At 69.1% G+C, this 25959-nt stretch carries 23 protein-coding genes; 11 read left to right on the top strand and 12 right to left on the bottom strand.

From position 1 onward, the window contains the following. The first annotated feature begins 25 nt into the window (after positions 1-25). Both ACFYRU_RS11105 and ACFYRU_RS11110 read left to right on the top strand, forming a co-directional pair. The gene (locus ACFYRU_RS11105) at positions 26-2002 is read left to right on the top strand and encodes a DUF4328 domain-containing protein (RefSeq protein ID WP_387655990.1); all 1977 of its coding nucleotides are present in this window, start codon (positions 26-28) and stop codon (positions 2000-2002) included. Between the two features lie 12 nt (positions 2003-2014). Then, positions 2015-2794, top strand: a complete 780-nt coding sequence (locus ACFYRU_RS11110; RefSeq protein ID WP_387655993.1) for a sugar phosphate isomerase/epimerase family protein — start codon at positions 2015-2017, stop codon at positions 2792-2794. Here the strand turns inward: ACFYRU_RS11110 and ACFYRU_RS11115 are convergent. After that, positions 2761-3315 (bottom strand): TetR/AcrR family transcriptional regulator, encoded by a 555-nt coding sequence (locus tag ACFYRU_RS11115; RefSeq protein ID WP_387655996.1) that lies wholly within the window; start codon positions 3313-3315, stop codon positions 2761-2763. The genes ACFYRU_RS11110 and ACFYRU_RS11115 overlap by 34 nt on opposite strands. Positions 3316-3401: 86 nt before the next feature. On the opposite strand from ACFYRU_RS11115, the gene ACFYRU_RS11120 reads away from it, so the two are divergent. Next, on the top strand, positions 3402-4535 hold the full coding sequence (locus ACFYRU_RS11120; protein WP_387655998.1) for an FAD-dependent oxidoreductase: 1134 nt from the start codon (positions 3402-3404) through the stop codon (positions 4533-4535). On the opposite strand, the gene ACFYRU_RS11125 is transcribed toward ACFYRU_RS11120, so the two are convergent. After that, entirely contained in the window at positions 4532-5530 is a 999-nt protein-coding gene (locus ACFYRU_RS11125) for a LacI family DNA-binding transcriptional regulator (protein WP_387656001.1), read from the bottom strand. The two genes, ACFYRU_RS11120 and ACFYRU_RS11125, sit on opposite strands and share 4 nt — an antisense overlap. 119 nt (positions 5531-5649) lie before the next feature. Here ACFYRU_RS11125 and ACFYRU_RS11130 point away from each other — a divergent pair, with 119 nt between their 5' ends. Genes ACFYRU_RS11130 through ACFYRU_RS11140 form a run of 3 tightly spaced genes read left to right on the top strand, consistent with a single transcriptional unit; the run spans position 5650 to position 10280 of the window. Continuing rightward, on the top strand, positions 5650-7137 hold the full coding sequence (locus ACFYRU_RS11130; RefSeq protein ID WP_387656004.1) for an alpha-N-arabinofuranosidase: 1488 nt from the start codon (positions 5650-5652) through the stop codon (positions 7135-7137). Between the two features lie 18 nt (positions 7138-7155). Beyond that, positions 7156-9366, top strand: coding sequence for a family 43 glycosylhydrolase (locus tag ACFYRU_RS11135; RefSeq protein WP_387656007.1), 2211 nt, complete (start codon positions 7156-7158; stop codon positions 9364-9366). Further along, positions 9366-10280: a glycoside hydrolase family 43 protein gene (locus tag ACFYRU_RS11140; RefSeq protein ID WP_387656009.1), complete on the top strand. Its 915-nt coding sequence runs from the start codon at positions 9366-9368 to the stop codon at positions 10278-10280. The genes ACFYRU_RS11135 and ACFYRU_RS11140 overlap by 1 nt, the downstream gene beginning before the upstream one ends. On the opposite strand, the gene ACFYRU_RS11145 is transcribed toward ACFYRU_RS11140, so the two are convergent. Beyond that, entirely contained in the window at positions 10266-11633 is a 1368-nt protein-coding gene (locus ACFYRU_RS11145; RefSeq protein ID WP_387656011.1) for a PLP-dependent aminotransferase family protein, read from the bottom strand. The genes ACFYRU_RS11140 and ACFYRU_RS11145 overlap by 15 nt on opposite strands. 18 nt (positions 11634-11651) lie before the next feature. On the opposite strand from ACFYRU_RS11145, the gene sigJ reads away from it, so the two are divergent. From sigJ to ACFYRU_RS11160, 3 genes are all read left to right on the top strand, one after another. Next, positions 11652-12596 (top strand): RNA polymerase sigma factor SigJ, encoded by a 945-nt coding sequence (gene sigJ, locus ACFYRU_RS11150; RefSeq protein ID WP_387656014.1) that lies wholly within the window; start codon positions 11652-11654, stop codon positions 12594-12596. A gap of 81 nt (positions 12597-12677) precedes the next feature. Continuing rightward, a complete protein-coding gene (locus ACFYRU_RS11155) occupies positions 12678-13850 on the top strand; it encodes an NAD(P)/FAD-dependent oxidoreductase (protein ID WP_387656017.1) in 1173 nt (390 codons plus the stop codon). Positions 13851-13903: 53 nt separating this feature from the next. Then, positions 13904-14578, top strand: a complete 675-nt coding sequence (locus tag ACFYRU_RS11160) for a pyridoxamine 5'-phosphate oxidase family protein (protein WP_387656020.1) — start codon at positions 13904-13906, stop codon at positions 14576-14578. Here the strand turns inward: ACFYRU_RS11160 and ACFYRU_RS11165 are convergent. The 5 genes from ACFYRU_RS11165 to ACFYRU_RS11185 form a co-directional block, all read right to left on the bottom strand. Continuing rightward, complete coding sequence (locus ACFYRU_RS11165) at positions 14575-15360, bottom strand: ABC transporter permease (protein WP_387656022.1); 786 nt, start codon at positions 15358-15360, stop codon at positions 14575-14577. The two genes, ACFYRU_RS11160 and ACFYRU_RS11165, sit on opposite strands and share 4 nt — an antisense overlap. Further along, on the bottom strand, positions 15357-16307 hold the full coding sequence (locus ACFYRU_RS11170; protein WP_387656025.1) for an ATP-binding cassette domain-containing protein: 951 nt from the start codon (positions 16305-16307) through the stop codon (positions 15357-15359). Before ACFYRU_RS11170 ends, ACFYRU_RS11165 begins: the two co-directional genes overlap by 4 nt. A gap of 132 nt (positions 16308-16439) precedes the next feature. After that, positions 16440-16964 (bottom strand): EXLDI protein, encoded by a 525-nt coding sequence (locus ACFYRU_RS11175; RefSeq protein WP_387656027.1) that lies wholly within the window; start codon positions 16962-16964, stop codon positions 16440-16442. Between the two features lie 118 nt (positions 16965-17082). Beyond that, on the bottom strand, positions 17083-17694 hold the full coding sequence (locus tag ACFYRU_RS11180) for a hypothetical protein (RefSeq protein ID WP_387656030.1): 612 nt from the start codon (positions 17692-17694) through the stop codon (positions 17083-17085). A 222-nt stretch (positions 17695-17916) separates the two neighbouring features. Then, on the bottom strand, positions 17917-18177 hold the full coding sequence (locus ACFYRU_RS11185; RefSeq protein ID WP_387656033.1) for a cell division protein CrgA: 261 nt from the start codon (positions 18175-18177) through the stop codon (positions 17917-17919). 87 nt (positions 18178-18264) lie between these two features. On the opposite strand from ACFYRU_RS11185, the gene ACFYRU_RS11190 reads away from it, so the two are divergent. After that, entirely contained in the window at positions 18265-19035 is a 771-nt protein-coding gene (locus ACFYRU_RS11190; RefSeq protein WP_387656036.1) for a DUF881 domain-containing protein, read from the top strand. 17 nt (positions 19036-19052) lie between these two features. Beyond that, positions 19053-19670 (top strand): aminodeoxychorismate/anthranilate synthase component II, encoded by a 618-nt coding sequence (locus ACFYRU_RS11195; RefSeq protein ID WP_387656039.1) that lies wholly within the window; start codon positions 19053-19055, stop codon positions 19668-19670. 69 nt (positions 19671-19739) lie between these two features. Here ACFYRU_RS11195 and pknB read toward each other — a convergent pair whose 3' ends face one another. The 4 genes from pknB to ACFYRU_RS11215 form a co-directional block, all read right to left on the bottom strand. Beyond that, the gene (gene pknB / locus ACFYRU_RS11200) at positions 19740-21584 is read right to left on the bottom strand and encodes a Stk1 family PASTA domain-containing Ser/Thr kinase (protein WP_387656042.1); all 1845 of its coding nucleotides are present in this window, start codon (positions 21582-21584) and stop codon (positions 19740-19742) included. A 115-nt stretch (positions 21585-21699) separates the two neighbouring features. Further along, positions 21700-23154: a peptidoglycan D,D-transpeptidase FtsI family protein gene (locus tag ACFYRU_RS11205; protein ID WP_387656045.1), complete on the bottom strand. Its 1455-nt coding sequence runs from the start codon at positions 23152-23154 to the stop codon at positions 21700-21702. Further along, positions 23151-24548, bottom strand: coding sequence for an FtsW/RodA/SpoVE family cell cycle protein (locus ACFYRU_RS11210; RefSeq protein ID WP_387656047.1), 1398 nt, complete (start codon positions 24546-24548; stop codon positions 23151-23153). The genes ACFYRU_RS11205 and ACFYRU_RS11210 overlap by 4 nt, the downstream gene beginning before the upstream one ends. Beyond that, complete coding sequence (locus ACFYRU_RS11215; RefSeq protein ID WP_387656050.1) at positions 24545-25954, bottom strand: PP2C family protein-serine/threonine phosphatase; 1410 nt, start codon at positions 25952-25954, stop codon at positions 24545-24547. The genes ACFYRU_RS11210 and ACFYRU_RS11215 overlap by 4 nt, the downstream gene beginning before the upstream one ends. Between the last annotated feature and the right edge of the window lie 5 nt (positions 25955-25959).

Below are 25959 nucleotides of genomic sequence, written 5' to 3' on the forward strand. Positions count from 1 at the left end.
AGACGTGAGCCACCCGCAGGCATTGATGACTGCTGTCGAAGAACAGGAAGACTGGCAGCCGCACGCGGCTGAGGAGTTCCAGCAGGTAGGTACGGTCGGCAAGATCGCGATCGGGCTGCTGGGCGCTTCCACTGTGACGCACATGTTGTCCACCTGGTCCGACTGGAACACGTATTCCGTGGTGCACCGCTATCTGGGCGGGATGCCGAACGTCGACGACGCCGACCTGAACCGCGCGGACGCGATCGCCAAGGTGACCGCCGTGCCGAACGTGATCGTCTCGGTGGCCGCCGCGGTTGTCTTCGTCGTCTGGCTGTGGCGGGTCCGGGTCAACTCCGAGGTCTTCTCGCAGGCCGACCACCGCCGTAGCCACGGCTGGGTGCTGGCCAGCTGGTTCGTCCCCGGACCGAACCTCTGGTACCCGAAACAGATCGTCGACGACGTCTGGATCGCCAGCGATCCGAAGACTCCCGTCTACGCCGATGACCTGCGCCGGTTCCGGACTCCTCCGCTCACTTCGGTGTGGTGGGTGGCCTGGATCGGCGCTCTTGCGTTCGACGTGGTCGTCCGCCGGTTCCTGATGTGGATGGAGGCGACGGTCGGCTCGCTGCGCGGGATCGCCCTGGCCGGTACGGCGTCGCTGGTGCTGACCGCGGTGTCCGCGGTGGCGGCGACGATGATCATCCGCAAGATCAACCACATGCAGACCACCCGCAAGTGGGTGCCGTGGTGGGACCAGGGCCCGAAGCTGAGTGCGGTCCCGACGTACGAGGTGACCCAGGTCCCGTCGTACGCGAACGACGACACCGACGAGCAGCCGGCCATCTCGGAGCCGATCGCGCCGTCGCTCGGCCTGGTCCGCGAGCCGCAGCCGCAGTTGCAGATGGCGGGCGCACCGGTTCAGTCCGCCAACCCGTTCGCCCCCGCGCCGCAGGCCCCGGCCGCGAACCCGTTCGCGCCGCAGCCGCCGCAGCCGCCGCAGCCGCAGGGCTTCCCGGGTGACGGCGCCGCCGCGCCGGCCGCGTTCCACGGCGAGCCGCAGCAGCCGGAGGAGCCGAAGTGGAGCCCGTTCGCGCCGGCCGCGCAGAGCTGGCAGGACGACGCCGGACCGGCCACCGAGCAGTTCAACCCGGTCCAGTCCTGGCAGGACGAGAAGCCGGTCGAGGAGACGACGTACTCCGCTCCCGAGCCGACCTGGGAGGAGTACCGCAGCACGATCACCCAGGACACGCTCGGTTCCGCGAGCTCCTGGCGCGACGAGGCGGCTCCGATGACCGTCGTCCAGCCCGACCCGTACGCGTACCAGCCGGAGCCGCAGCCCGCGCAGGAGCAGCACTGGGCCGCCCGCTACGCGGAGCCCTACACCTACGAGTCGGACTACACCTCGACGTCCTCCCCCGCGGAGGCGCAGACCGCACCCGAGCCTGAGCCCGCACCGGTTGCGCGCGCGGGACGCCGGGCCGCTCGGGTCGCGGTCGACAGCCCGTCGGCGATCCAGCCGGCCGTCGGAAGCCACACCACCCACTCGGGGTACTCCGACCACGACGTCTACGGTCAGTCCGGGCACACGCAGCCGTCGTCGCATGTGTCGGCTTCCTCGGGGTACTACGAGCCCGCGCCGGCGCCGAGCCACGAGACCCAGGACGACTTCCTGACCCCGTCGAAGCCGCTCCCGCCGGTGCCGTCGTACGGCCCGGAGCCGACGTACTCGTCGAACAACGACTACACGGACTACGGCTCGTCGTCGTACACGTCGGACTACTCGTCGTCGTACAACTCGGACTACAACTCGAACCAGTACGACAGCTACAGCGGTTCGGAAACGTACGAGAGCTACAGCCCGAACTACGCGTCGGAGTCCTACGGGTCGCAGTACCAGCCGGAGCAGACCGAGTACCAGCAGGCTCAGTACCCGTACGAGCAGCAGCAACAGCAGCAGCCGACCGAACCCGAGCAGCCGGTCAACCCGCGGACCTCGCCGCGCCGCGGCCGCTGGGTCTGATCAGATAGCCGTATGCGTTTAGGTTTCGCCACCCTCGGTTGTCCCGGAGCAGCACTCGACGACGTCCTGGAACTTGCCCAGGGCAACAACTTCACCGGTCTGGAGCTGCGCGCGGCGCCGGACGAGTTCACCAACACCGGCCTGTCCGCGGCTGAGCGGCGCGAGCTGCGGAGCCGGATCGAGGACGCCGGGCTGGAGATCTTCGCGGTCAGCAGCTACGTGAAGCTCTGTGCCGTCGAGGAGCAGCCGCTCGAGGCACACCTGGAGCTGGCCGCGGATCTGGGTGCCCTGGGCGTCCGGGTGTTCCCCGGCGACGACGCCGATACCGGTACGGACGGCCCGAGCGCCGGCGAGATCCGCGCACTGGACCGCGTGACATCCGCGCCGCGCGAGGTACCGATCCTGCTCGAGACGCACGACTCGCACTCGACCGCGCGGCAGGTCGCGGCGCTCCTCGCGCTGCTCGACACCGACGTGCCCGGGCATCAGGTGAAAGCGCTCTGGGACAGTTCGCACACGTGGTCGCACGGCGAGACCCTCGCCGAGTCGTACGCGCTGCTCCGGCCTTGGCTGGAGCTCGTCCAGTTCAAGCAGGCCGACTCGAAGCAGGACTACCGCCCGGTCGCGATCGACGAGGGTGACTTCCCGATCCAGGAGCTGCTGACGGTCCTCGACGGCACCGACTACCCGCTCTCACTGGAGTGGGAGCTCAAGTGGCACCCGCACCTGCCGCCACTGGCAGAGACGCTGCCCGCAGTTCACGCGTGGCTGGGCGACGGCTCCGTCAGGTAACGCGTCACGGTCGGTCCGAGCCAGGCGACCGCCTCGTCGGTCGTCAGCGCGACCACCGGCTCGAGCTCGAGGATGTATCGGCACAGCGCGAACCCGAGCGCCTGGGTCGCGATCAGTCCGGCCCGTACGGCGGGCTGGTCGATCTCGGCGCGCTGGAACGTCGGCGTGAGCTGCCCGACGAAGACCTGCCGCATCCGCTCGGCCGCCGCCTCGTTGGTGACCGCTGTCCGAAGCAGGACCCGGAGTGTGTCGTCCTCCTCCCACCGCTCGACCAGGTGCCGGACGAGCACCTCGCCGGCGCGTTCCCGCGGTACGTCGGAGAGGTCAGGTAGCCGTACGTCGAACTCGGCCGCTGCCGCGAACAGCTTCTCCTTGCTGCCGTAGTACCGCATCACCATCGCCGGGTCGATCGCCGCGTCCGCCGCGATCGCCCGGATCGTCGCGCGCTCGTACCCGTCCGCGCCGAACCGCTCCCGCGCCGCCGCCAGGATCGCCGCCCGGGTCCGATCGGATTTCCTCATACCGAGCAGCATATGCCAACACGCGTTGACTTTTGCCAACCGGAGTCCTATCGTAAAAGTCAACAAGCGTTGATAAAGGAGATGCCATGAACGCCGAGGTTGTGGTGGTAGGCGCGGGGCCGGTGGGACTCGCGGTGGCGGTTGGGCTGCGGTTGAAGGGGCATGACGTCGTGGTCGTCGACCGGCAGGCGGAGGGTACGAACACCTCGCGGGCGTGTGTGATCCACCCGCGGACGCTGGAGGTGCTGGAGGAGCTGGGCGTCACCAAGCGGCTCGTCGAGCTCGGGCTGGAGTTGCAGGACTTCGCGATCCGGGCCGGCGACGCGGAGCTGATCCCGGTCGGCTTCGCGGACCTGCCGACGGCGTACCCGTTTGTCACGATGATTCCGCAGTCGGTCACCGAGCAGGTTCTGCTCGACCGATTGGAGGAGCTCGGTGGTTCGGTACGTCGCCCGTACACCGCGACCGGCCTGACCCAGACCGCCGACGGCGTCAGCGTCACGCTGGACAACGGCGACGTGATCGACGCGCAGTACGTCGTCGCCGCCGACGGCATGCACAGCACGATCCGCGAACTGGCCGGCCTGCGGATGCCCGGCAACACCCTCGAGCTGTCGCTGAGCCTCGTCGACGTCCGCGTGGGTGGCGGACTACCAACCGACGAGGTCAGCCTGTACTTCGCCGCCGCCGGGATGCTGGTGGTCGCGCCGCTACCGGACGGTTCCTTCCGTCTGGTCGCCGAGGTGCAGGATGCGCCGGAGCACCCGGACGTCGCGTTCGCTCAGCAGCTGCTGGCCGATCGCGGCCCGCGTACGGCGCACCCCGACGTCACCGAGGTGGTGTGGGGCTCGCGGTTCCGGATCCACGAGCGGGTCGCGGACAAGTACCGGGCCGGACGCGTGCTGCTGGCCGGCGACGCGGCCCACACCCACAGTCCCGCCGGCGGTCAGGGCATGAACCTGGGTCTGCGCGATGCGGTCACGCTGGCAGACGCGCTCGACGAGGCGCTGAAGGGCGACGAGTCCGGCCTGGACACCTACGCCACGAAGAGTCGCGCGGAGGCCGTTCGGGTGATCGGGCTGGCCCACCGCCTGACCCGGCTCGCCAACGTCCCGCCTGCGGTCCGCCCGGTGCGCAACGCCGTACTCCGCCTCGTCGGCCGCGTCGGCAAGACCCAGAACGGCCTCGCCAAGCAGCTCGCAGGCTTCCCCGAACGCTAACCGGCGGACGACTCGCGGATCTTCAGTGTGTACGGGACGGCGAGGTCGCGGTGGGGTGCGTCGCTGTTCCCGGCGATCCGGTCGAGGAGCAGACCGACCGCGTTCTCGGCGAGCCACTCGGTGTCCTGGGAGATCGTGGTCAACGTCGGTGAGTGGTACCTGCCGTCCTCGATGTCGTCGAAGCCGACGACTGCGATGTCCTCCGGCACTCGCAGCCCGGCGTCGGCCAGGGTCCGCAGTGCACCGAGCGCGAGCAGGTCGTTGAAGCAGAACACCGCGTCCGGCGGTTCCGGCAGCTCGAGCAGTTCGCGCATCGACGTGGCTCCGTCGATCCGGTGATACCCGGCAGCGGCCAGTTCGAGCGCCGGATCGTGCGGTAGCCCGGCCTCCTTGAGCGCCTTCCGGTACCCCTTGCGCCGGACCGCTCCGGTGCTCGTCCCGCCGACGCCGATCGCCGCGATCCGCCGCCGGCCGAGGGCGATCAGGTGCGAGGTCGCGTCGTGCGACGCCTGGACCGAGTCGACGGCGACGCGGTCGAACTGGCCGCCGGCCGGGCGCTCGCCGAGCAGCACGAGCGGCTTCCCGATCGAGTCCGAGGTCAGCTTGGCCGGTGCGGTGGCGAGCGGGGAGAAGATGATGCCGTCGATCAGTTGCCCGCGCATCCCGTCCAGCACGAACCGCTCGGCGTCGGCTTCGCCCTCGGTCTGGTCGATCAGTACGGTGATCCCGCGGCGCTTCGCGGCCCGGCTGATCTCGGCCCCGAGCTCGGCGAAGTACGGCGAACCCATTTCCGGGATGGCCAGCGCGATGAAGTCCGAGCGGCCCTTGCGCAGCGAACGGGCACTCACGTTCGGCTTGTAGTCCAGTGCGGCGATCGCGGCCTCGACCTTGGCGCGGGTGCGGGCGGTGATGTGGGGGTAGTCGTTGATCACGTTCGAGACGGTCTTCACCGACACACCGGCGCGCGCGGCCACGTCGCTGAGCCTGGTCGCCATCGAACCGCCTCCTGTCACTCACGTGTTGCCCGAGTGTGCCATCGCCGAGCCCTTTACACCGATTGTCAATCGTTGTAGACATCCACGTTAAACGTTGTAAACGACTCTGGGGAGGCCCCGTGGCTCGGCTTGTGGTGGACCCGGCGTTCGTGGTCGGTGCGTTGGACCGGCGGCTGTTCGGCTCGTTCGTCGAGCACATGGGCCGCTGCGTGTACACCGGCATCTACGAACCCGGGCATCCGCGCGCCGACGCCGACGGCTTCCGGGAGGACGTGCTCGAGCTGGTCCGCGAGCTCGGCGTCACCGCGGTCCGGTACCCGGGTGGCAACTTCGTCTCCAACTACGAGTGGGAGGACGGCGTCGGCCCGAAGGACCAGCGGCCGCGGCGGCTGGACCTGGCCTGGCGGTCGATCGAGTCGAACCAGTTCGGCACCGACGAGTTCGTCGCCTGGTCGCGGCGGGCCGGCGTCCAACCGATCTGGGCAGTGAACCTCGGTACCCGCGGCATCCGCGACGCGGTCAACCTGCTCGAGTACTGCAACCTCCCGGCCGGGACCGCGCTGTCCGACCGCCGGGTCGCGAACGGCAGCCCGGAACCGCACGACATCCGGATCTGGTGCCTGGGCAACGAAATGGACGGCCCCTGGCAGATCGGCCACAAGACCGCCGAGGAGTACGCCCGGCTCGCGGAGGAGACGGCGAACGCGATGCGCCGGGTCGATCCCGAGCTCGAACTCGTCGCCTGCGGATCGAGCAACGCCGGGATGCCGACATTCGGCGAATGGGAGCGCGTCGTCCTGGAGCGCAGCTACGACCTGGTCGACCACATCAGCCTGCACGCGTACTACGAACCGAAGGACCGCGACCAGACCAGCTTCCTCGGATGCGCCGAGGAGATGGACCGGATGATCTCGTCGGTGATCGCGACCGCCGACCACGTCAAGGCGTTGAAGCGCAGCGACAAGGAGCTGACGCTCTCGTTCGACGAGTGGAACGTGTGGCGCCAGGAGGAGTTTCCGGGTGAACTCGGCCTGGAGATCCGCGAGGCCGAGGCGCTGATCGAGGACACCTACACCGTCGACGACGCGGTGGTCGTCGGCAGTCTGCTGATCACCCTGCTCCGGCACGCCGACCGGGTGAAGATCGCTTGCCTTGCGCAACTGGTCAACGTGATCGGCCCGATCCGGACCGAGCCGGGCGGGCGCGCCTGGCGGCAGACGATCTTCTACCCGTTCGCGCTGACCGCGCGGTACGCCGGCCCGACGGTGCTGCAGACCGCGATCACCGGTGGACCCGACATCGACACCGCCGCGTTCGGCCGGATCCCCGCGCTGTGGAGCACGGCGACGTACGACGAGAACACCGGGGAGACGGCGATCTTCGTCGTGAACCGGAGCGAGACCGACAAGATCGACCTGGAGGTACCGGTGACCGGGCAGGTCATCCGGCACCTCGCCATCTACGACGAGGATCGGACCGCCGTGAACACGGCGGACGATCAGGACCGGGTTCAGCCCCGGGCCGTCGACACCACCGAAGTTGTCGACGGCGTCTGCCGTGCCACGCTGCCGCCCGCTTCGTGGCATGTGATTCAGCTCAGCAGTTAGTTCGAGAGGGGACCGCCCGTGCCTTCCAAACGACTACTCGCCGCAGTACTAATCCTGGCTGCGGTCGCAGCCGGCACCACTGCCGCAACGGCGGCGCCAGTGGTGACCACGACCAACCCGGTCACGTCCGGCTTCGCGGACAGCTTCGCCGACCCGTCGATCATCCAGGGCCGCGACGGCTACTGGTACGCGTACGCCACCTCCGATCCGCTCGTCGCGAACGGCCCGTTCGGGTTGATGCACATGGCGCGGACGAAGGACTTCAGCTCCTGGGAGTACCTCGGCACCGTCTTCAACGACCAGACCAAACCCGCGTGGGCCGCGCCCGGCTCGTTCTTCTGGGCACCCGACATCCGGTACTTCGACGGCCACTACGTCATGTACTTCACCGTCACGGACACCACCGCCAACGCCGGCGGCGATCCCGCGATCGGTGTTGCCACCGCGCCGACCCCGGCCGGACCGTGGACCGCTGGTGACGGTCCCGTGGTCGCGCCCCGTCCCGACGGAGCGGGCGGGTACCTCGGCACGATCGACCCGGCGATGCTGACCGCCGCGGACGGCAAGCGGTACCTGTACTACGGCGGCTTCTACGGCGGCATCTCCGTCACCGAACTGAGCGCCGACGGCATGCACGCGGTGGGTACGCCCACGCAGGTGACGATCGGCGACCGGTACGAGGGCTCGTACGTCGTCTACCGCGACGGCTGGTACTACTTCATGGGCTCGTCGATGAACTGCTGCGCCGGACCCACCACCGGGTACTCCGTCTTCGCCGGGCGCTCACGTTCGCCGCGCGGGCCGTTCCTGGACGCGGACGGGGCTGCGCTGACCGACTCGCGCGTCGGTGGTACGACGGTGATCACGCAGAACGGCAACAAGTGGATCGGGCCGGGCCACCACGCGTTCATCACCGACGCGGCCGGGCAGGACCACATCGTCTACCACGCGATCGACCGGAACACGCCGTGGCTGACCAGCCCGTTCGGGATCAACCGGCGGCCGATGCTGATCGACGACATCGACTGGATCGACGGCTGGCCCCGCACCAACGCCGGCGCCGGCCCGTCCGAGAACCCGGTCGCCGCCCCCACCACCGGCTCCGCACTAGGCATCAACTCCACCGACCCCGCCGGCGGCTTGATCGGCGCCACCCGCCAACCAGGCGACACCCTAGGCGGCCCCACAGCCGCGATAGAAGGCTCCGCCCAAACCCGCCAGCCAGCCCCGGGAGGCCCGCTCCGAGTAGAAACAGACGCAAAGCTGGGCACCTCCTTCACCACAGTTCTGGGCAATCAGGTGGTGACGACTGTTGCGAACAATCGGCTGACTGTGACGGTCGGTCGGCGTACGGCTTCTGTGCAGTTGCCGCCGGACTTCGACCGTACGCAGTGGAACAAACTGTCCGTACAGGTCTCCGGATCCACCGTGACAGCACGACTGAACGACGCGGGCCTAGGAGATGTTTACGGTGAGGCGCAGCTCGTAGTACCTGGGCTGGAGCTCAAGGCGGCACCTGTGCGGTGGTTGGGGTCGGCTGAGGTGGACAACCTGACTGTGCGGTCGGTTGCGAAGCCCGTCACCAAGATGGTGACCGTGCCACGGACCGGGAAGCTGCTGACCGGCGACGACTTCGACGGGCCGCTCGGCTCCGACTGGTCGTGGGTGCGCCAGGACGCCAAGGCGACTGTTGCCGACGGCAAGTTGTCGTGGCCGTTGGAGAACGCCGACATGACCGGCTCGTCGAACAACGCCGGACTGCTGTTCCACACCACGCCGCCCGGCGACAGTTGGATCGCGGAGACCAAGCTGCACCTCGACACCGGGCAGGGCGACGTCCGCAACTACCAGCAGGCCGGGATGATCGCGTACCTGAACGACGACGACTTCGCCCGGCTCGGCAACGTCGCGATCTGGAAGACGCGGCAGACGGAGTACGGCCGGGAGCTCGTCGCCCGCCCGTCCGACGGCGCCACGTCGTACGGCGCGGCCGCGATCGGGCGCTCGGCGCCGACGATGTGGATGCGGCTCGCGTACCACAAGAACGCCGCGGGCGAGCACGTGTACCGCGCCGGTACGTCGGTCGACGGCAAGAACTGGACCTGGGGCGCCGCGTGGGTGCTGCCGTCCGCCGCGAAGATCGGCATCTACGCCCACGGCGAGTTCACCGGCGCGAACCCGCCGCCGGTGGCGACCTTCGACTACCTCAACTTCTACGAAAGCAGATAATGGGCTTCTCCAACCCGGTGTACGACGGTGGCTTCGCCGATCCGCAGATCATTGCGGTAGGCAACGAGTATTACGCGTTCGCGACCAACGGACCGCTCGGCAACGTGCAGACGCTGCGGTCGCGCGACCTGGTGTCGTGGGAGCCGGTCGGGGACGCGCTGCCGTCGTTGCCGGGTTGGACGGCACCCGGCCGGGTGTGGGCACCGGAAGTCGCGGTGCACGCCCCGGACCGGTACGTCATGTACTACACCTCCCGCGACGTCGCCGCCGATCGGCAGGCGGTCGGCGTCGCGGTGGCGTCCGTACCCGAAGGTCCATATGTCGACAAATCGACGAATCCGCTCATCAGTCAGGCCGGCGAGGGCGGTTCGATCGATGCGTCCCCGTTCCAGGACTCGACCGGCCGGCGCTGGCTGTACTGGAAGAATGACGGCAACGCGATCGGTGTCGACACCTGGATCTACGTCTCCGAGTTGTCCGCCGACGGCCTCACGCCGATCGGCCCGGTGCATCGCCTGATCAAGCAGGACCTCCCGTGGGAAGGCAACCTGGTCGAGGCGCCGTACATGGTGGAACGCAACGGCAAGTTCCACCTCTTCTACTCCGGCAACGCTTTCGACACAGCCGACTACGCCGTCGGCCACGCCCTGTGCGACTCCCCCACCGGCCCGTGCGTGAAGTCCGGCGCCCCCATCCTCTCGACCTCCCCCGACGCCGCCGGCCCCGGCCACAACATGGTCCTCGGCGACTGGTTCGTCTACCACGCCTGGAACCCAACCCACCCAGGCACCGACCCCAAAGGCCGCACCATGTGGCTCTCCCACCTCACCTGGCACAACAACACCCCCGTAGTCCAACCCCCACTCACCACCAACCCCCTCCAGCCATCCCCGACCACCTCAACGGCGGGGTAGGACCTTGGTGAGGATGGTTAGGGCTTGGTGGAGGTCGGGGGGTGAGGGGGTTGCGTAGCCGATGACCAGGCCTGGGGGGCCGGGGACTGTGCGGCGGTATTCGGAGAGGGGGGCTACTACGACGCCGGCCTCTCTGGCGGTGGCGGCGAGTTTGCGGTCGTCGGTGTGGTTGGGGAGTAGGAGGGTGATGTGCAGGCCGGCGTCCTGGCCGATGACCTGGCCGTGGGGGGACAGGAGGTCGACGGTTTGGGTGCGGCGGTCGGCGTAGAGGCGGCGGCTGCGGCGGACGGCTCGGTCCAGGTAGCCGTCTTGGAGCATGGCCAGGAGGGCGGCCTGCATCGGCCAGGCGGGCCAGTCGCCGGAGTTGGCGCGAAAGGTTGCTAGCCGGTCGACCATCGGTTCGGAAGCGACCAGCCAGCCGAGGCGGAGGGCGGGGCTGAGCGTCTTGGAGAGCGTGCCGAGGTGGACGACCCGGTCCAGGTCGAGTTGCGCGAGCGCGGGCAGCGGCGCGACGTCGTACCGGAACTCGCTGTCGTAGTCGTCCTCGATCAGCAGGCTGCCCGTACGCCGCGCCCAGCGGACCAGTTCGTTGCGTCGGGCAACAGGTAGCCGGCCCCCGAGCGGGTACTGGTGGGAGGGCGTGACGTAGACCGCGGCCGCGTCGTGCGGCAGTGCGCCGACCTGCAGGCCGTCCTCGTCAACGGGTACGTCGACGATCTCGAGGTGGTGGTCGCGGGCGGCGACGACCGCGTTCAGGTAGCCGGGGTCCTCGATGGCAATCCGGTCACCGGGCTTGCGGGTGACCGTGAGGAGCAGCCGGAGCCCGTGCACGGTCCCGTTCGTGACCAGTACGTTCTCCGGACCGCAGGCGATCCCGCGGACCCGCGCGACGTGGTCGGCCAGCGCGGCGCGGAGCGCGGGCAGCCCAGCGGCGTTGTCGTACCCACGGGGTGGGGACTGCGTCGACACCTCCCGCCACGCGCGCCGCCAGCCGGGGTCGGGCGTCGGCGCGATGTACGGGATCCCGGGCCGCAACGTGAGCAACCCAGCATCGACGTCGGCCCGGTGGTTCCGACGACGCCGTACGGCAGGTTGCAGCGGCGCGACGTCCGTGACGAAGGTGCCCGCGCCGGTCCGCCCCTCGATCCAGCCCTCCGCGTGCAACTGGTCGTACGCCGCCTGCGTCACCGACCGCGACACCGCCAGGTCCCGCGCGAGATCCCGCGTCGACGGCAGCCGATGCCCCGCCTGCAGCCGCCCGTCCAGTACGGCCGCACGGAACTGCTCGGCCAACTGCAGGTGCAACGGCACCCCGGAATCCCGGTCGATCGTCAGCGGCAGCGAACTCTGCACGCGCACTAGGATCTCAGCATGGCGATGACCGCGGCGGACCTGTCTCGCTTCGAGGGGTCCCGGCGCCGGCTCGAGGCCATCGCGTACCGGATGCTCGGATCCGCGGCGGAGGCCGAGGACGCGGTGCAGGAGACGTTCCTGCGCTGGCAGGCCGCCGATGTCGAACGGATCGACGTACCCGAGGCCTGGCTGACAAAGGTACTGACCAACCTCTGCCTCAACCAGTTGACGTCCGCCCGCGCGCGGCGGGAGACGTACGTCGGCCAGTGGCTGCCCGAGCCGCTGCTCGACGGCGACCCGATGCTCGGCCCGGCGGACACCGCCGAACAGCGCGAGTCGGTGTCGTACGCCGTCATGACGCTGATGGAACGCCTCTCGCCGAACGAGCGCGCAGTCTACGTACTGCGGGAGGCGTTCGACTACCCGCACCGCGACATCGCCGAGATCCTCGAGCTGACCGAGTCCGCCAGTCAGCAACTGTTCCGCCGCGCGAAGCAGCACCTCGCCGAAGGCCGTGCCCGCACCGAGGTGGACGCGGCCGTCGCCCGCCGGATCGTCGACGAGTTCATCGCCGCCGCGACCAGCGGCCGGACCGACTCGATCGTGCGGCTGCTGACCGCCGACGCGGTCTCGATCGGCGACGGCGGCGGCAAGGTCCCGGCCCGGACCAGCGCGATCGAGGGCGCACTCGCGGTCGCGCGCTTCCTCCGCGGCCTGTTCAAACCGAGCGAAGCGAAGCGTGTGTACGTCGGTGGTCCGGCAGAGGTCTATGCCTGGCCGGTCAACGGCGAGCCGTCGCTCGTGGTGGTGGTCAAGGGCGAGGTCGTCGGCGTGATGTGCATCGAGGTCACCGCCGACGGCATCACCTCGGTCCGGACCCAGGCGAACCCGGACAAGCTGGCCCGCGCGACCGAACTGTTCGCCGCTGCCGACCACGGAGAGCCGCTGCTGAACATCCTGTGACCTGCTTCACAGCAAGACCTGTCATGAAACCGCGGGCTGTCCGGTTCAAAGGGCAACAACGCAGCAGACAGGAGCACCGATATGAAGCACCGCATTGTCGTCCTCGGCGCCGGGTACGCCGGAGCCGTCGCCGCCGGCCGGCTGGCCGCCCGGTTGTACGCCGACGAGGTCGCGATCACCGTGGTCAACGGCGAGCCCGACTTCGTCGAACGGGTCCGGATGCACGAGTTGGCCGCCGGCCGGGACCTCAAGCCCCGGCCGTTCGACGAGCTGTTCGCCGGCACCGGCGTCGACCTGAAGCTCGCGAAGGTCACCGCGGTGGACGTGGACCGCAAGACGGTCGCGCTCGAGTCCGAGGAGTTGGAGTACGACACGCTCATCTACGCGCTCGGCAGCGGCTGGAACTCGCAGGGTGTCCCGGGCGCGGCCGAGCACGCGTACCAGATCGCGAGCCGCCCGGGCGCCCTCCGGCTGCGGGAGAAGCTGACGTCGCTGGCGGCCGGGCAGACCGTGGCTGTCGTCGGCGGCGGTCTCACCGGCGTCGAGTTCGTGACCGAGCTGGCCGAGTCGCGGCCGGATCTCGACGTCGCACTGATCGTCCGTGGCACGCTCGGCGACTGGCTGTCCGCAGGTGGACGCCGGCACCTGCGGAAGGTGTTCGACCGGCTCGGCATCACCGTGCACGAGAACGCCTCGGTCACGGGCGTCGACGCGGACCAGGTCACGACTGACGGCGGCGTGATCCCTGCAGCAGTGACGGTCTGGACGGCCGGGTTCGCCGTACATCCGATCGTGCGGGCGACCCCGCTCGAGGTCAGCGACACCGGGCGGATCGTCGTCGACGAGACCATGCGGTCGGTGTCGCACCCGGACGTCTACGCGATCGGCGACGCGGCGTACGCGATGGGCTCGAAGAACAAGCCGCTGCGGATGTCCTGCGCCTCGGGCCAGCCGATGGCGATGCAGGCGGCCGACTCGATCGCGGCCCGGCTGACCGGCGGCAAGCTGCCGCACGCGCCGCTCGCGTACTTCAACCAGTGCATCTCGCTGGGCCGCAAGGACGGCCTGATTCAGTACGTGACCAGCGACGACCGCGCCGTCAACGCCACCCTGACCGGCCGGGTCGCCGCCGTCTACAAGGAGACGATCTGCAAGGGCGCCGCCTGGGCTGCGGCGAACCCGACGTTCGGTCTCCCGGTCCGGCGCCGCCGCGTCATCCGTCAGGCCGTGCCGCAGCGCGAATGGACTAGCTGATTCGTACCGCAATGGCCCGTGCCACCAGGCCACTGCGCACCGAACCTGGATGTATGACCAGACTGCAGCCGACCGCCCGGACGTCCCTCCGCCGCTCGAAGGAACGCGCCGCGACCGATCGCGAGGCCCTGTACAACGTGTTGCTCGACGGTATGTTCTGCCACCTCGGCGTGGTCGTCGACGGCGATCCGCTCGTACTGCCGACGGCGTACGGCGTCGACCTCGAGCGCGGAGTGGACGGGACGCTGTACCTGCACGGCTCGGTCGCCGCCCGCAGTGTCGTGGCCGCCCCGCACCGGACGGTCTGCGTCACGATCACCCACGCCGACGGGCTGGTGCTCGCCCGGTCCGCGTTCCACCACTCGGTGAACTACCGGTCCGCGGTGATCTTCGGCGTACCGCGCCTCGTCACCGACCTGGAGGAGAAGCTGCACGGCCTCAACCGGATCGTCGACCACCTGGTCCCCGGCCGGTCGACCGCGGTACGCCCGCCGAACAAGAAGGAGCTGGCGAAGACGTCCGTACTCGCCCTCTCCTTGAGCGAGGCCTCGGTGAAGACCCGCTCCGGTCCCGCCAACGACGACGAGGAGGACCTCGGCCTGCCGTACTGGACAGGCGTCGTCCCGCTCCACGTCGTCGCCGGCGAACCGGAGAACAACCCCGACTGCGACCTGCTGGTGCCGGCCCACGTGCGCACCCGCGCGAACCTCCTGGGCGCACCGTCCTAGGCCACAGTTCCCTTGTTGTAGTTCTTCTGGGCCCAGAAGTAGCCGACGATCGCGATCGCCACGCACCACGCTCCGGCGAGCCAGCCGCTGCCGCTGTCCATCGGCGTACCCAGCAGCAGGTGCCGCAGGGTGTCGATGATCGGGGTGAACGGCTGGTACCGGGCGAACCAGCGGATCGCACCCGGCATCGCGTCCAGCGGGATGAACGTGTTGCTCAGGAACGGCAGCAGCAGGCTGATCGGCAGGACGACGTTGCTCGCGCCCTCGGGCGTCTTGCTGGTCAGCCCGAGCGCGATCGCGAACCAGGTCAGGCCGACGGTCAACCCGATCAGCAGCAGGCTCGCGAGCAGCCAGTCGCCGACCGAGGCGTCCGGGCGGAACCCGATCAGGATCGCGAACCCGACCACCAGCGCCAGGCTGACGATCGTCACCAGTACGTTGCCGAGCACGTGCCCGGTGAGTACGGCCGGCCGGAAGATCGCCATCGTCCGGAACCGGGCGACGATCCCCTCGGTCATGTCCATGCAGACCGCGACCGCGGGCGACATCGTCCCGGACGCGATCGACATCAGCAGGATCCCCGGCGTCAGGAAGTTGATGTACTCGCCGCGCCCGCCACCGCCGCCGAGGCCGTGCGCGAACGTGTCGCCGAAGACCAGGCCGAACAGCAGGATCATGATCACCGGCATCCCGAGGGCGCCGAGGGACAGGCCCGGGTACCGCTGGGCGTGCCGCAGGGTGCGGCGGAGCATCGTCGAAGTGTCTTGGATTGCGTAGCTCATGATGCGTCGACCATTTCGTTGGGCTCGGTGGGCTGACCGGTGACGGCGAAGAACACGTCGTCGAGGTCAGGGGTGTGGACAGTCAGTTCGCCGACCTCGAGCGAGGCGTCGTCGATCCGGGCCAGCAGGTCGCGCAGCGCGTGCACGCTGCCGTCGTTCGGAACCTGCAGGACCAGGGCCTCGTGGTTCGGTACGGCGGTCGGCAGCACTTGACCCGCGAGCGCGAAGGCCTCGGGCGAGGTGAACCGGAGCCGGATGTGGCCACCCGGTGCGAGCCGCTTCAGTTCTTCGGCCGTCCCTTGGGCGACGAGCCGGCCGTGGTCGAGGACCGCGATCCGGTCGGCCAGCTGGTCGGCCTCTTCCAGGTACTGCGTGGTGAGCAGGACCGTGACGCCGCCGGCGACCAGGTCGCGGATCAGCGTCCACATGCTGTGCCGGCTGCGCGGGTCGAGACCCGTCGTCGGCTCGTCCAGGAAGATGATCCGCGGGCGGCCGACCAGCGTCATCGCGAGGTCGAGCCGGCGCTTCATACCGCCGGAGTACGTCATCGCGAGCTTCTTGCCGGCTTCGGTGAGGTCGAACTGTTCGAGCAGCTCGTCCGCCCGGCGGCGCGCCTCCTGCTTGCCGAGGTGGTACAGGTCGGCCATCAGGATCAGGTTCTCCCGGCCGGTCATCAGGCCGTCGACCGCGGAGAACTGGCCGGTGACGCCGATCGCGGCGCGGACCGCCTCGGGGTCCTGCCTCAGGTCGTTCCCGGCGACCCGGATCTCGCCGGCGTCGGCGGCGGCCAGGGTCGACAGGATCCGGACCACCGTGGTCTTGCCGGCGCCGTTCGGGCCGAGCAGCGCGAAGATGGTGCCTTCGGCAACGTTCAGGTCGATGCCGTCGAGCACGAGTTTGTCGCCGTAGGACTTGCGCAGTCCACGGACGTCGATCGCTGGTGACATGAGAGGTTCCTTGAGGTGTTTTCGGGCAGGGGCAACCTGACCCGGGTGGCTTGACGGGTCGTGCTGAGGAGGATTCGGGCGTGCCTGACCGCCCGGGCGCTCGGCTGGGGGCGTCCGGTGGTCCGCGTTCAGTTAGATGTCGAGGTCCTCGACGGCCGGTTGTCCGGCGGCCTCTTCGACGAGTTCGTACAGGTCTTCCGGGATCAGTGCGCGGAGCTCCTCGACGGTGTCGACGACGTACAGGGTGGCCTCGCCCTGCGCCATGCTCCAGGACTGGTCGGAGCTCCAGTTGCCGACCCAGGAACGCCAGCCGGTCAGGTACCGCTCGTCGTCGGCGCCTTGCTTGAACTGCTGCCGCCGGTCGGCGTGCAGGACGAACTTGCCGGTGCGGCTCCGGTACACCTGGAAGGCCTCGTAGCCGGTGCTGCTGGAGCGGCCGCCCTCGGCGAGCAGTACGCCGGAGAACCGCTGCTTGCGGCCGGTGCCCCGGCCCACCCGCACGGTGATCTCGTCGTACCCCTCGAGTCGGCCCTCCTCCAGCTCGACGTACTTCCGCAGCGCGATCGAGATCGCCGAGGACAGGTTCCCCGCGAGCTCCTGGGCGCGCTTGTACAGCGGCAGGTCGTCGTCGGACACGTAGATCGTCTTGTTCGGCATCGCTGTCTCCTCCTACGTAGAACTATACGCAGATGTTTCCGCATATGTCTACGTAGATCTGTACGTAGACGTGCAACAGCCCGCGACGGGGGATCCGTCGCGGGCTGTTCGAGCCGCCTTACCTCGGTGAGTACAGCCAGGGATGCTTCAGGTCGAAGAAGGTCGGCGGACCGGCGGCGAGGCTGTTCATCTCGTCCATGTCCGCCTGCAGCTCCGGTGGAGGCTGCTTCTGCTCCCCTTCGCGGGCCTCGGCCTCGGTGGTGAAGTACATCGCCATCGTGTAGTCGCCCTGGTCGTACATGGCGACCTCGCTGCCGAGGATCTCGGGCCGGAACGCGGCCCATTCGTCGCGGTGCTGGCCCATCACTTCACGCGCGCGCTCCGGGTTGCTCCCGGCGCCCTGCATGACCTGGACGAAGCCGGCCGAGTCCGGATCGCCGTGGATGTCGGTGACCACATCCTCCGTGTCGTGGAAGGTGGCGTTGCCGTCGCTGAGCAGCGACGAGAACTCGTGCCACCACTTGTCCTGCGCCGGTGAGTCGCTGTTCCGCCGGGCGTCGGCGGAGGAGTCGAAGCGAGCCAGCGCGATGAACCGCCCGTCCTCGGTGCAACCGGCCGTCGTTCCCAGCCAGCCGGTTGCCTCGGGCGCCAGTTCTTCCATCCACCGATCCATCGCGGCGTGTGCCTGCTCGGTATCGGTGACCTGCCCCTGAATGACCTGAACGAACATGGTGAGACCCTCCCCGTCTCTCTCAGGCCGCAAGTTGGCGATTCGACGTTACGCCGCCCTGAACGATGTGGAAACTCCGGCGCTCAAACCCGACTTATCCACAGATTTGCCCCAACTTCGAACAGTTTCAGTGGATAACCGCGCGAGGCCCTGGGGACAACTCACCCAAATCGGTGTGCACACCTGGGGACACCACTGTGGATAACAGGAGGGAAGGAGAGGTCAGACCCACTGGGTGGAGACGACGAATCCGACTGCGATCAGGCCCATGCCGATCAGCAGGTTCCAGTTGCCGAGGTCCTTCATCACCGGCACGTCCTGGCCGGCGACGTAGAAGACGACCAGCCAGGCGAGGCCGAGCAGCCAGCACGCCAGCATCAGCGGCGCGACCCAGACGCGGGACTGGGTACGGGGCTTCTTCGGCGTCTTCTCGGCCTTGACCTTCTCGGTCTTCTTCTTGTTGCGACTGCTCGACTCGGGCACGACGGAACTCCTTGTAAGGGCGCATAAGCTGACCGCTGACGTTCGGTCCGGGTTAGCGTAGTGCAGACGGCAATATGGAGATCACGGGTGCGTAGGTTCAAGCGGATTTCGTTGTGGCGCGTGGGCGCGCCGCTGGCGTTGCTGTGCGCCGGTCTGCTGTTCGCGACCAGTGCGACCAACGCCCGGGGCACCGACCTGCGACCCAGCCGTAACACTACGCTCGCGGGCCTCGTCGAGGAACAAAGCCGCCGCAGCGCCAGCCTGGTCAAGCAGCACGCGGCGCTGACCCACGACATCGAGGCGCTGCAGGCACAGCAGGGGTCGATCGACCCGAAGCTGGCCAAGCAGTTCGAGGACCTGTCCGAGCAGGTCGGCACCCGCCCGGTCACCGGCCCCGGCCTGACCGTCACGCTCCGGGACGCGCCGCCCGAGGTGGTGAAGGACAACCCCGACGTCGACGAGAACTGGCTGGTCATCCACCAGCAGGACATCCAGGCCGTGGTGAACGCGCTCTGGGCCGGCGGCGCCGAGGCGATGACGATCCAGAACCAGCGGGTCATCTCCACCACCGGGGTCAAGTGCGTCGGCAACTCGGTCGTGCTGCACGGCGTCCCGTACCTGCCGCCGTACCAGATCACCGCGATCGGCGACCGGCGGAAGCTGCAGAAGGCACTCGACGACTCGCAGTACATCCAGAACCTGCAGGACTACGTCGTGAAGTTCCAGCTCGGGTACGACGTGAAGAACGAGTCCTCGATCCAGATGCCGGCCTACGAAGGCACCTTGGACCTGCAGACCGCGACCGTCCCGGGCTTCCCGCACACTCCTTCGGTCAGCCCGTCCGTCACCGGTCGTTAGCTGTCACAATGGACCGCATGCCGCGGATCCTCGTCGTCGACAACTACGACTCCTTCGTCTACAACCTGGTGCAGTATCTGCAGCAACTGCAGGCAGACACCACCGTGCTGCGCAACGACGAAGTGACTCCCTGGCAGGCCGCTGAGTACGACGGGGTGCTGCTCTCCCCCGGCCCTGGTACGCCGGAAGAAGCCGGCGCCTGCGTCGACATCGTGAAGGAGGCGGGCGGCAAGGTCCCGATCTTCGGAGTCTGCCTCGGCCTGCAGGCGATCGGCGTCGCGTACGGCGGGGTCGTCGGGCGGGCCGACGAGCTGCTGCACGGGAAGACCAGCCAGGTGTTCCACGACGGCGCCGGCGTCCTCGCCGGGCTCCCGTCGCCGTTCACCGCGACCCGGTACCACTCGCTCGCGATCGCCCAGGACAGCGTCCCGGACGTGCTGGAAGTGACCGCACGGACCGAGGCCGGCGTGATCATGGCCGCCCGGCACCGCGAACTCCCGGTCGAGGGCGTGCAGTTCCACCCCGAGTCCGTACTCACCGAGGGCGGTCACCGGATGCTCGCGAACTGGCTGACACTCTGCGGCGACCCGGACGCGGTCGCCAAGTCGGTCGGCCTCGCGCCGGTCGTCAGCTAGCCACCAACCGAAGAACCCCCTCGAGAACGGTGTCTCGAGGGGGTTCTGTGCATCTGGGGCGTCCGGGGATCAGCCGCCCGGGAGGGTGATGGTCGGTGTGCTGGGCCCGCCGCTCGGGTCGCCGGTCGGGTTGGACGGCGGCGGGGTCGTCTGGTCCTGGTGGTTGTTCACGGTCAGCGTGATCAGCGTGAGCTTCGGCGCCTTCGTACCGGCCTTCACGCTCTGCGCGACAACCGTTCCGTCCGGCGCGTTCGGGTCGTCGACCGACGCGTACCCGACCCGGAAGCCGGCATCGGTCAGCGTCTTGGTCGCGTCGTCGGCGATCTGGGTGACGACGTTCGGTACCTCGACGTTCACCACGCCGTTCGACACCGTCAGGGTGAACTCGGTGCCCGGCGGGTAGGTGCCGCCCGGGTCCGGGCTGACCGAGATGACGGTGCCCTTCTTCTGGTCGCTGTCCGCCTCGACCGCCTGGTCCTTGACCTTGAACTGGCCCTTGGCACTCTCGATCGCCTTGCGCGCCTTCGACTCGGTCATGCCGATCACGTCCGGCACGCCGTACGCGTTCTGGCCGGCCGACACCACCACGGTGACCGTGGAGCCCTTGTCCGCCTGGGTGCCGGCGTCCGGGGTCTGGCGGATGATCAGACCCTTGCCGACGGCGTCGCTCTTCTCCGACGAGGTCGCGATCTGCAGGCCCTGCGCGGACAGCAGCGCGGTCGCGTCCGGTACCGACTTGTTGCTGACGTCGGGCACGCTGACCTTCGCCGGCGGCGTGTTCGAGGTGGTCGGGCCGCCGCCGGCGTTGTCGTTGTTCATCTTCGAGAACAGCGCGTACGCACCGATCGCGACCGCGACGATCGCGAGGCCGAGCAGGAAGTACGCCAGCCCGCGGTTCCGGCGCGAACGGTCGTCCGGCAGGTCCTCGAGGTCGTCACCACCCGGCGGCAGCAGGTCGTTCCCGCCGGTCTGCCGGAACTGCTGCGTGGCGGCCGTCGGCGCGACCGCGGTCGCCTGCATCGCCCGGGTCTCCGCGACCGCGGCCATCGGAGCGGTCACCTGCTGACCGGCCAGCACCCGGTGGATGTCGGCGCGCATCTCGGACGCGCTCTGGTACCGCTCCTCGCGGTTCTTCGCCAGTGCCTTCAGGACGACGGCGTCGACCTCCGGCGGGATCTCCGGGTCGAACGACGACGGCGGCAGTGGCTGCTCCCGGACGTGCTGGTACGCCACCGAGACCGGGGACTCGCCGACGAACGGCGGCCGGCCGGTGAGCAGTTCGTACAGCAGGCAGCCGGTCGAGTACAGGTCGGAGCGCGCGTCGACGGTCTCGCCGCGGGCCTGCTCCGGCGACAGGTACTGCGCCGTACCGATGACGGCCGCGGTCTGGGTCATGGTGGAGGACGTGTCGGCGACCGCGCGGGCGATGCCGAAGTCCATCACCTTGACCTGGCCCTGCGGGGTCAGCATCACGTTCCCGGGCTTGATGTCGCGGTGCACGATGCCGGCCCGGTGGCTGTAGTCGAGCGCCTCGAGCACACCGGAGGTGATCTCCAGCGCCCGCTCCGGCATGATCTTGCGGCCCTCGCGGATCAGGTCCCGCAGCGTCTTGCCGGTGACGAGCTCCATCACGATGTACGGGATCGTGACGCCGGAGCCGTTCGGGTCCGGCTCCTCGCCGGTGTCGTAGACCGAGACGATCGTCGGGTGGTTCAGCGAGGCGGCCGACTGGGCCTCCCGGCGGAACCGGGCCTGGAACGTGGCGTCGCTGGCCAGGTCCACCCGCAGCCGCTTGATCGCGACGCTCCGGCCGAGGCGGTTGTCGACGCCCCTGCGGACCTCGGCCATGCCGCCGCGGCCGAGCGGTTCGCCTTCTTCGTACCGGCCGCCGACGAGACGTGCCTGCGATGTCATGACCCAGCCTTCCAACCTGTCCGGAAAAACACACTCAACTTGCCCACCGTAGCGATCGCTACGCGTGGGTCCCCGTTGGAAAGACGCCCTGTGGTCGCATCATTCCGTATCGTGCTCATTGGCCCAGCACCGCCTCCATCACCTTCTTGGCGATCGGCGCCGCCAGGGTGCCGCCCGCCACGTCGGTGCGTGGGACGTTCGCGTCCTCGATCAGCACCGCGACCGCGACCTTCGGGTCGTTCGCGGGGGCGAACGCGGTGAACCAGGCGAACGGCGGGCGATCCTTCGACGTCTGCGCCGTACCGGTCTTACCGGCCACCTGGACGTTCGGGATCCGGCCGGGCTTGCCGGTGCCGTTGTTGACCACGTCGACCATCATCGCGGTCAGCTGGCTCGCGACCTCCGGCGTGACCGCCTGGTGCAGCGACTCCGGCTTGGTCTCCGAGACCGTCTTCAGGTCCGGGGTCTTCACGTTCTGGACCAGGTACGGCTTCATCACCTCGCCCTTGTTCGCGATCCCGGCCGCCACCATCGCCATCTGCAGCGGGGTGGCGCGGACGTCGAACTGGCCGATCGCGGACTGCGCGGTCTGCGGTTCGTTCGGGTCGCCGGGGAACTGGCTGGTGGCGACGCTCGGCAGCTCGGTCAGCGGCCGGGCGCCGAAGCCGAATTTTGCGGCCTGCGCGCTCAGCGCGTCCGCGCCGAGCGCGAGACCGACCGAACCGTAGGCGGTGTTGCACGAGTAGCGCAGCGCGATCGTCAGCGTCGCGTTGTTGCTGCCGCCGCAGTTCTTGCCGTCCTCGTTGACCAGCGGGACCGTGGTCTGCGGGAGCGGCAGCTGAGCAGGCGAGCTGACCTTGCTGTCCGGCGTGTACTTGCCGCTGGACAGCGCGGCCGCGGCCGTCACCAGCTTGAACGTCGAACCCGGCGGGTACAGCTCCTGGACCGCGCGGTTCGACAGCGGCTTGTCCTTGTCCTCGTTCAGGTTCTTGTACGCCGTGCCGACCTTGTTCAGGTCGTGCCCGGCGAGCAAGTTCGGGTCGAACGACGGGCGGGTCGCCATCGCCAGGATCCGCCCGGTCTTCGGCTCGATCGCCACCACCGCACCGGTCTTCCCGGCGAGGCCTTCGTACGCCGCCTGCTGAGCGGCCGCGTTCAGCGTCAGGGTCACGCTTCCGCCCTGTTGCGGGCGGTTGCTGATCACGTCGACGATCCGCCGGAACGCCATCGACGGGTCGGAGCCGTTCAGCTCGGAGTTCATCGTCAGCTCGATGCCGGTACGCCCGTTCACGTACGAGTAGAACCCGGTGACCGGTGCGTACACCGGGCCGGAGGTGTACGTGCGCTGGTACTTGAACCGGTCGTCGGAGGGCTTGCTCTGGGCGATCGGCGTACTGCCGATCAGGATCGGGCCGCGGTTCACCGAGAACTGCGAGTCGCGGACCCGGTTGTTGTCGTTGCGGCCGTTGATCTCGTTCGCGCGGAAGGCCTGCAGGTAGGTCGAGTTGGCCATCAGCGCGAGCATCAGGATGATCGCCGCAACAGCCAAGCGTCGGATCGCCGAGTTCATGCCTTCTGCACCGCCATCGCGATCGTCTCGTCGGAAACCGGGGCGGCCGGGGTCTGCGGCCGCCTGGCCTGGTCGCTGATCCGCAGCAGCAGCGCGATGATCGCCCAGTTCGCGACCAGCGACGTACCGCCGAGGGCCATGAACGGGGTGGCCAGACCGGTCAGCGGGATCAGGCCGGTGACGCCGCCGACGATCACGAACACCTGCAGCGCGAACGACATCGCCAGACCGGTCGCGATCAGCTTGCCGAAGATGTCCCGGCAGCCGAGCGCGGTCCGCAGGCCGCGCTCGATGATCAGCGTGTAGACCAGCAGGATCGCGATCAGGCCGGTCAGGCCGAGCTCCTCGGCGAACGAGGAGATGATCATGTCGCTGTTCGCGTACATCGTGGCCTCCGGGTGGCCCTGGCCGAGGCCGCGGCCGAGGACGCCGCCCCACGCCTGGCCCATCAGGCCGAGCTTGATCTGGCCGCCGTCGATCGCCCACGGATTCAGCCAGTCGGTCACCCGGCTGTGCACGTGGCCGAACGTCTTGTACGCGAAGTAGGCGCCGCCGGCGAACAGGACGCCACCGATGATCAGCCAGCCGGCCCGCTCGGTGGACACGTACAGCAAGAACAGGAACAGGCCGAAGAACAGCAGCGACGAACCGAGGTCGCTCTCGAACACCAGGACGCCCAAGCTGGCCAGCCAGGCGATCAGGATCGGTCCGAGATCGCGGGCCCGCGGCAGGTCCAGGCCGAGGAACCGGCGCCCGGCCAGCGTCAGCACGTCACGCTTCACGACCAGGTAGCCGGCGAAGAAGATGACCAGGCACACCTTCGCGAACTCGCCCGGCTGGAACGACATGCCGGCGATGGAGATCCAGATCGGGGCGCCGTTGACGGTCCGGCCGATTCCCGGGACGAGCGGCAGTACCAGCAGCACCAGACCGGCCAGGCCGGCGGTGTAGGTGAGCGCCTGCAGGCGGCGGTGGTCCCGGATCACCAGGATGACGACCAGGAACAGTACGACGCCGACCGCGGTCCAGGTGATCTGCTGCGGCGCGGCCGGGCCTTTCGGCACCTTGCCCTTTGCCTCCGCGACGATCGCCAGGCCGAGGTCGATCCGGTGGATCATCGCGACGCCGAGCCCGTTCAGCAGCACGGCGCACGGCAGCAGTACGGGATCGGCGTACGGCGCGCGGTACCGGAGCGCGAGGTGCGCGATCAGCGCGAGCAGCCCGATGCCGGCGGCGTAGTACCCGGTGCTGGCCGGGACGGAGTTCTGGACGGTGATGCCGATGTTCACGTACGCGCCGACCGCGACCGCGACGGCGATCACGAGCAGCAGCAACTCCACCCCACGCCTGGTGCGCGGGATGATCTGGATGACCGACGTCGACGCGATGCTCATCGGACCCCGTCGCAGTCGTCCGGGTCGACCGACGTGCTCGGTGTCGTCGTCGGTGTGGTCGCGGGGGCCGTGGACGGCTTCGGTGCGGTCGTCACCGGGGGCTTCGAGGCCGGGACCGTCGTCGAGGGCTTGCCCGTCGGCTTGGGCGTCGGCGTCGGGGTCGGCTTGGTCTTCGCGGCGCACTGGGCAGCGGTCTGCTGCAGCGTCGCGACGATCGACCGCGCACCGGCCAGGTTGTCCGCCTGGATGTTGCCCTCCACCTGCTCGCGGCTGTACGTCGGAAGCTTGTCGACCTGCAGCGACTGCCGCTCGTACACCTTCGACAGGGACAACCCGGGCAGGTCCGCCTCGACGCCCTTGAAGATCGCCACGTAGTCGCCGTCGGTGCCGACGTAGTACTGCTTCTGGGTCCAGCTGTACGCGAACCAGCCGCCGCCGGCGATCAGGCCGAGGACGACGACCAGTACGGCGATCCGCCGCGGCCACAGGAACCGCTTCGGCGGGCGCGGGGCGTACCGCAGCTCCTCGGGGTCGACCGATCCGCCGTGGCCACCGCCACCACGCGCTCCGGCGTGCCCGTCACCGCCGGCGCGGACCACGACTGTCGGCTCGCCGCGACCGGTACTGCCCTGGGCGAGCTCGGCGGCCGCGCCGACCAGCTGGGGCTGGGTTCCGCTCGCGGGCTCGGTCTCGACCACGTCCGCGACCACACACGTGACGTTGTCGTTCGACCCGGCCTCGAGCGCGTGCGTGATCAGCTCGACGACGACGGAGTCCGGCGTACCGGAGGCCATCGACGCGGCGATCACGTCGTCGCTGACGTAGTCGGGCAGGCCGTCGCTGCACAGCATCAACCGGTCGCCGGCCTGGACGTCGAGGATCTCCAGGTCCGGGTCGGAGTCCGGGCGGCCGTCCAGGACCCGGAGGATCAGGTTGCGGTGCGGGTGGGTGAAGGCCTCCTCCTGGGAGATCCGGCCCTCGTCGACCAGCGACTGGACGAACGTGTGGTCGTGGCTCAGCTGGTACAGCCGGCCGTCCCGCAGCCGGTACGCGCGCGAGTCGCCGAGGTGCGCGAGCCCGAGCTGCTTGCCGTCGAACATGAGCGCGGTGACCGTCGAGCCCATGCCCTCGCGCTCGGGGTCCTCCTCGACCAGCTCGGACAGGCGCTCGTTGGCGCGGTGCACGGCGCCGGCCAGCGCCTCGATCATGTCCTCGCCGCCGATGTCGGCGGTGTCCAGCCGGCGGATCACCTGGACCGCCGCCGCACTGGCCACCTCACCGGCGGCCGCGCCGCCCATTCCGTCGGCGAGCAGCAGCAGGTGCGGACCGGCGTACGCCGAGTCCTCGTTGTTGCGGCGGACACGGCCGACGTCGGAAAGGGTTGCGTAGTCGAGCGACAGGGTCATCGGGG

The sequence above is a fragment of the Kribbella sp. NPDC004536 genome (assembly GCF_042873835.1).
GTDB lineage: Bacteria > Actinomycetota > Actinomycetes > Propionibacteriales > Kribbellaceae > Kribbella.

Coding starts and splice junctions, on each gene's coding strand:
- ACFYRU_RS11105 (WP_387655990.1), top strand. CDS start 26: ATGACTGCTGTCGAAGAACAGGAAGACTGGCAGCCGCACGCGGCTGAG.
- ACFYRU_RS11110 (WP_387655993.1), top strand. CDS start 2,015: ATGCGTTTAGGTTTCGCCACCCTCGGTTGTCCCGGAGCAGCACTCGAC.
- ACFYRU_RS11115 (WP_387655996.1), bottom strand. CDS start 3,315: ATGAGGAAATCCGATCGGACCCGGGCGGCGATCCTGGCGGCGGCGCGG.
- ACFYRU_RS11120 (WP_387655998.1), top strand. CDS start 3,402: ATGAACGCCGAGGTTGTGGTGGTAGGCGCGGGGCCGGTGGGACTCGCG.
- ACFYRU_RS11125 (WP_387656001.1), bottom strand. CDS start 5,530: ATGGCGACCAGGCTCAGCGACGTGGCCGCGCGCGCCGGTGTGTCGGTG.
- ACFYRU_RS11140 (WP_387656009.1), top strand. CDS start 9,366: ATGGGCTTCTCCAACCCGGTGTACGACGGTGGCTTCGCCGATCCGCAG.
- sigJ (WP_387656014.1), top strand. CDS start 11,652: ATGGCGATGACCGCGGCGGACCTGTCTCGCTTCGAGGGGTCCCGGCGC.
- ACFYRU_RS11155 (WP_387656017.1), top strand. CDS start 12,678: ATGAAGCACCGCATTGTCGTCCTCGGCGCCGGGTACGCCGGAGCCGTC.
- ACFYRU_RS11160 (WP_387656020.1), top strand. CDS start 13,904: ATGACCAGACTGCAGCCGACCGCCCGGACGTCCCTCCGCCGCTCGAAG.
- ACFYRU_RS11165 (WP_387656022.1), bottom strand. CDS start 15,360: ATGAGCTACGCAATCCAAGACACTTCGACGATGCTCCGCCGCACCCTG.
- ACFYRU_RS11170 (WP_387656025.1), bottom strand. CDS start 16,307: ATGTCACCAGCGATCGACGTCCGTGGACTGCGCAAGTCCTACGGCGAC.
- ACFYRU_RS11175 (WP_387656027.1), bottom strand. CDS start 16,964: ATGCCGAACAAGACGATCTACGTGTCCGACGACGACCTGCCGCTGTAC.
- ACFYRU_RS11180 (WP_387656030.1), bottom strand. CDS start 17,694: ATGTTCGTTCAGGTCATTCAGGGGCAGGTCACCGATACCGAGCAGGCA.
- ACFYRU_RS11195 (WP_387656039.1), top strand. CDS start 19,053: ATGCCGCGGATCCTCGTCGTCGACAACTACGACTCCTTCGTCTACAAC.
- pknB (WP_387656042.1), bottom strand. CDS start 21,584: ATGACATCGCAGGCACGTCTCGTCGGCGGCCGGTACGAAGAAGGCGAA.
- ACFYRU_RS11205 (WP_387656045.1), bottom strand. CDS start 23,154: ATGAACTCGGCGATCCGACGCTTGGCTGTTGCGGCGATCATCCTGATG.
- ACFYRU_RS11210 (WP_387656047.1), bottom strand. CDS start 24,548: ATGAGCATCGCGTCGACGTCGGTCATCCAGATCATCCCGCGCACCAGG.
- ACFYRU_RS11215 (WP_387656050.1), bottom strand. CDS start 25,954: ATGACCCTGTCGCTCGACTACGCAACCCTTTCCGACGTCGGCCGTGTC.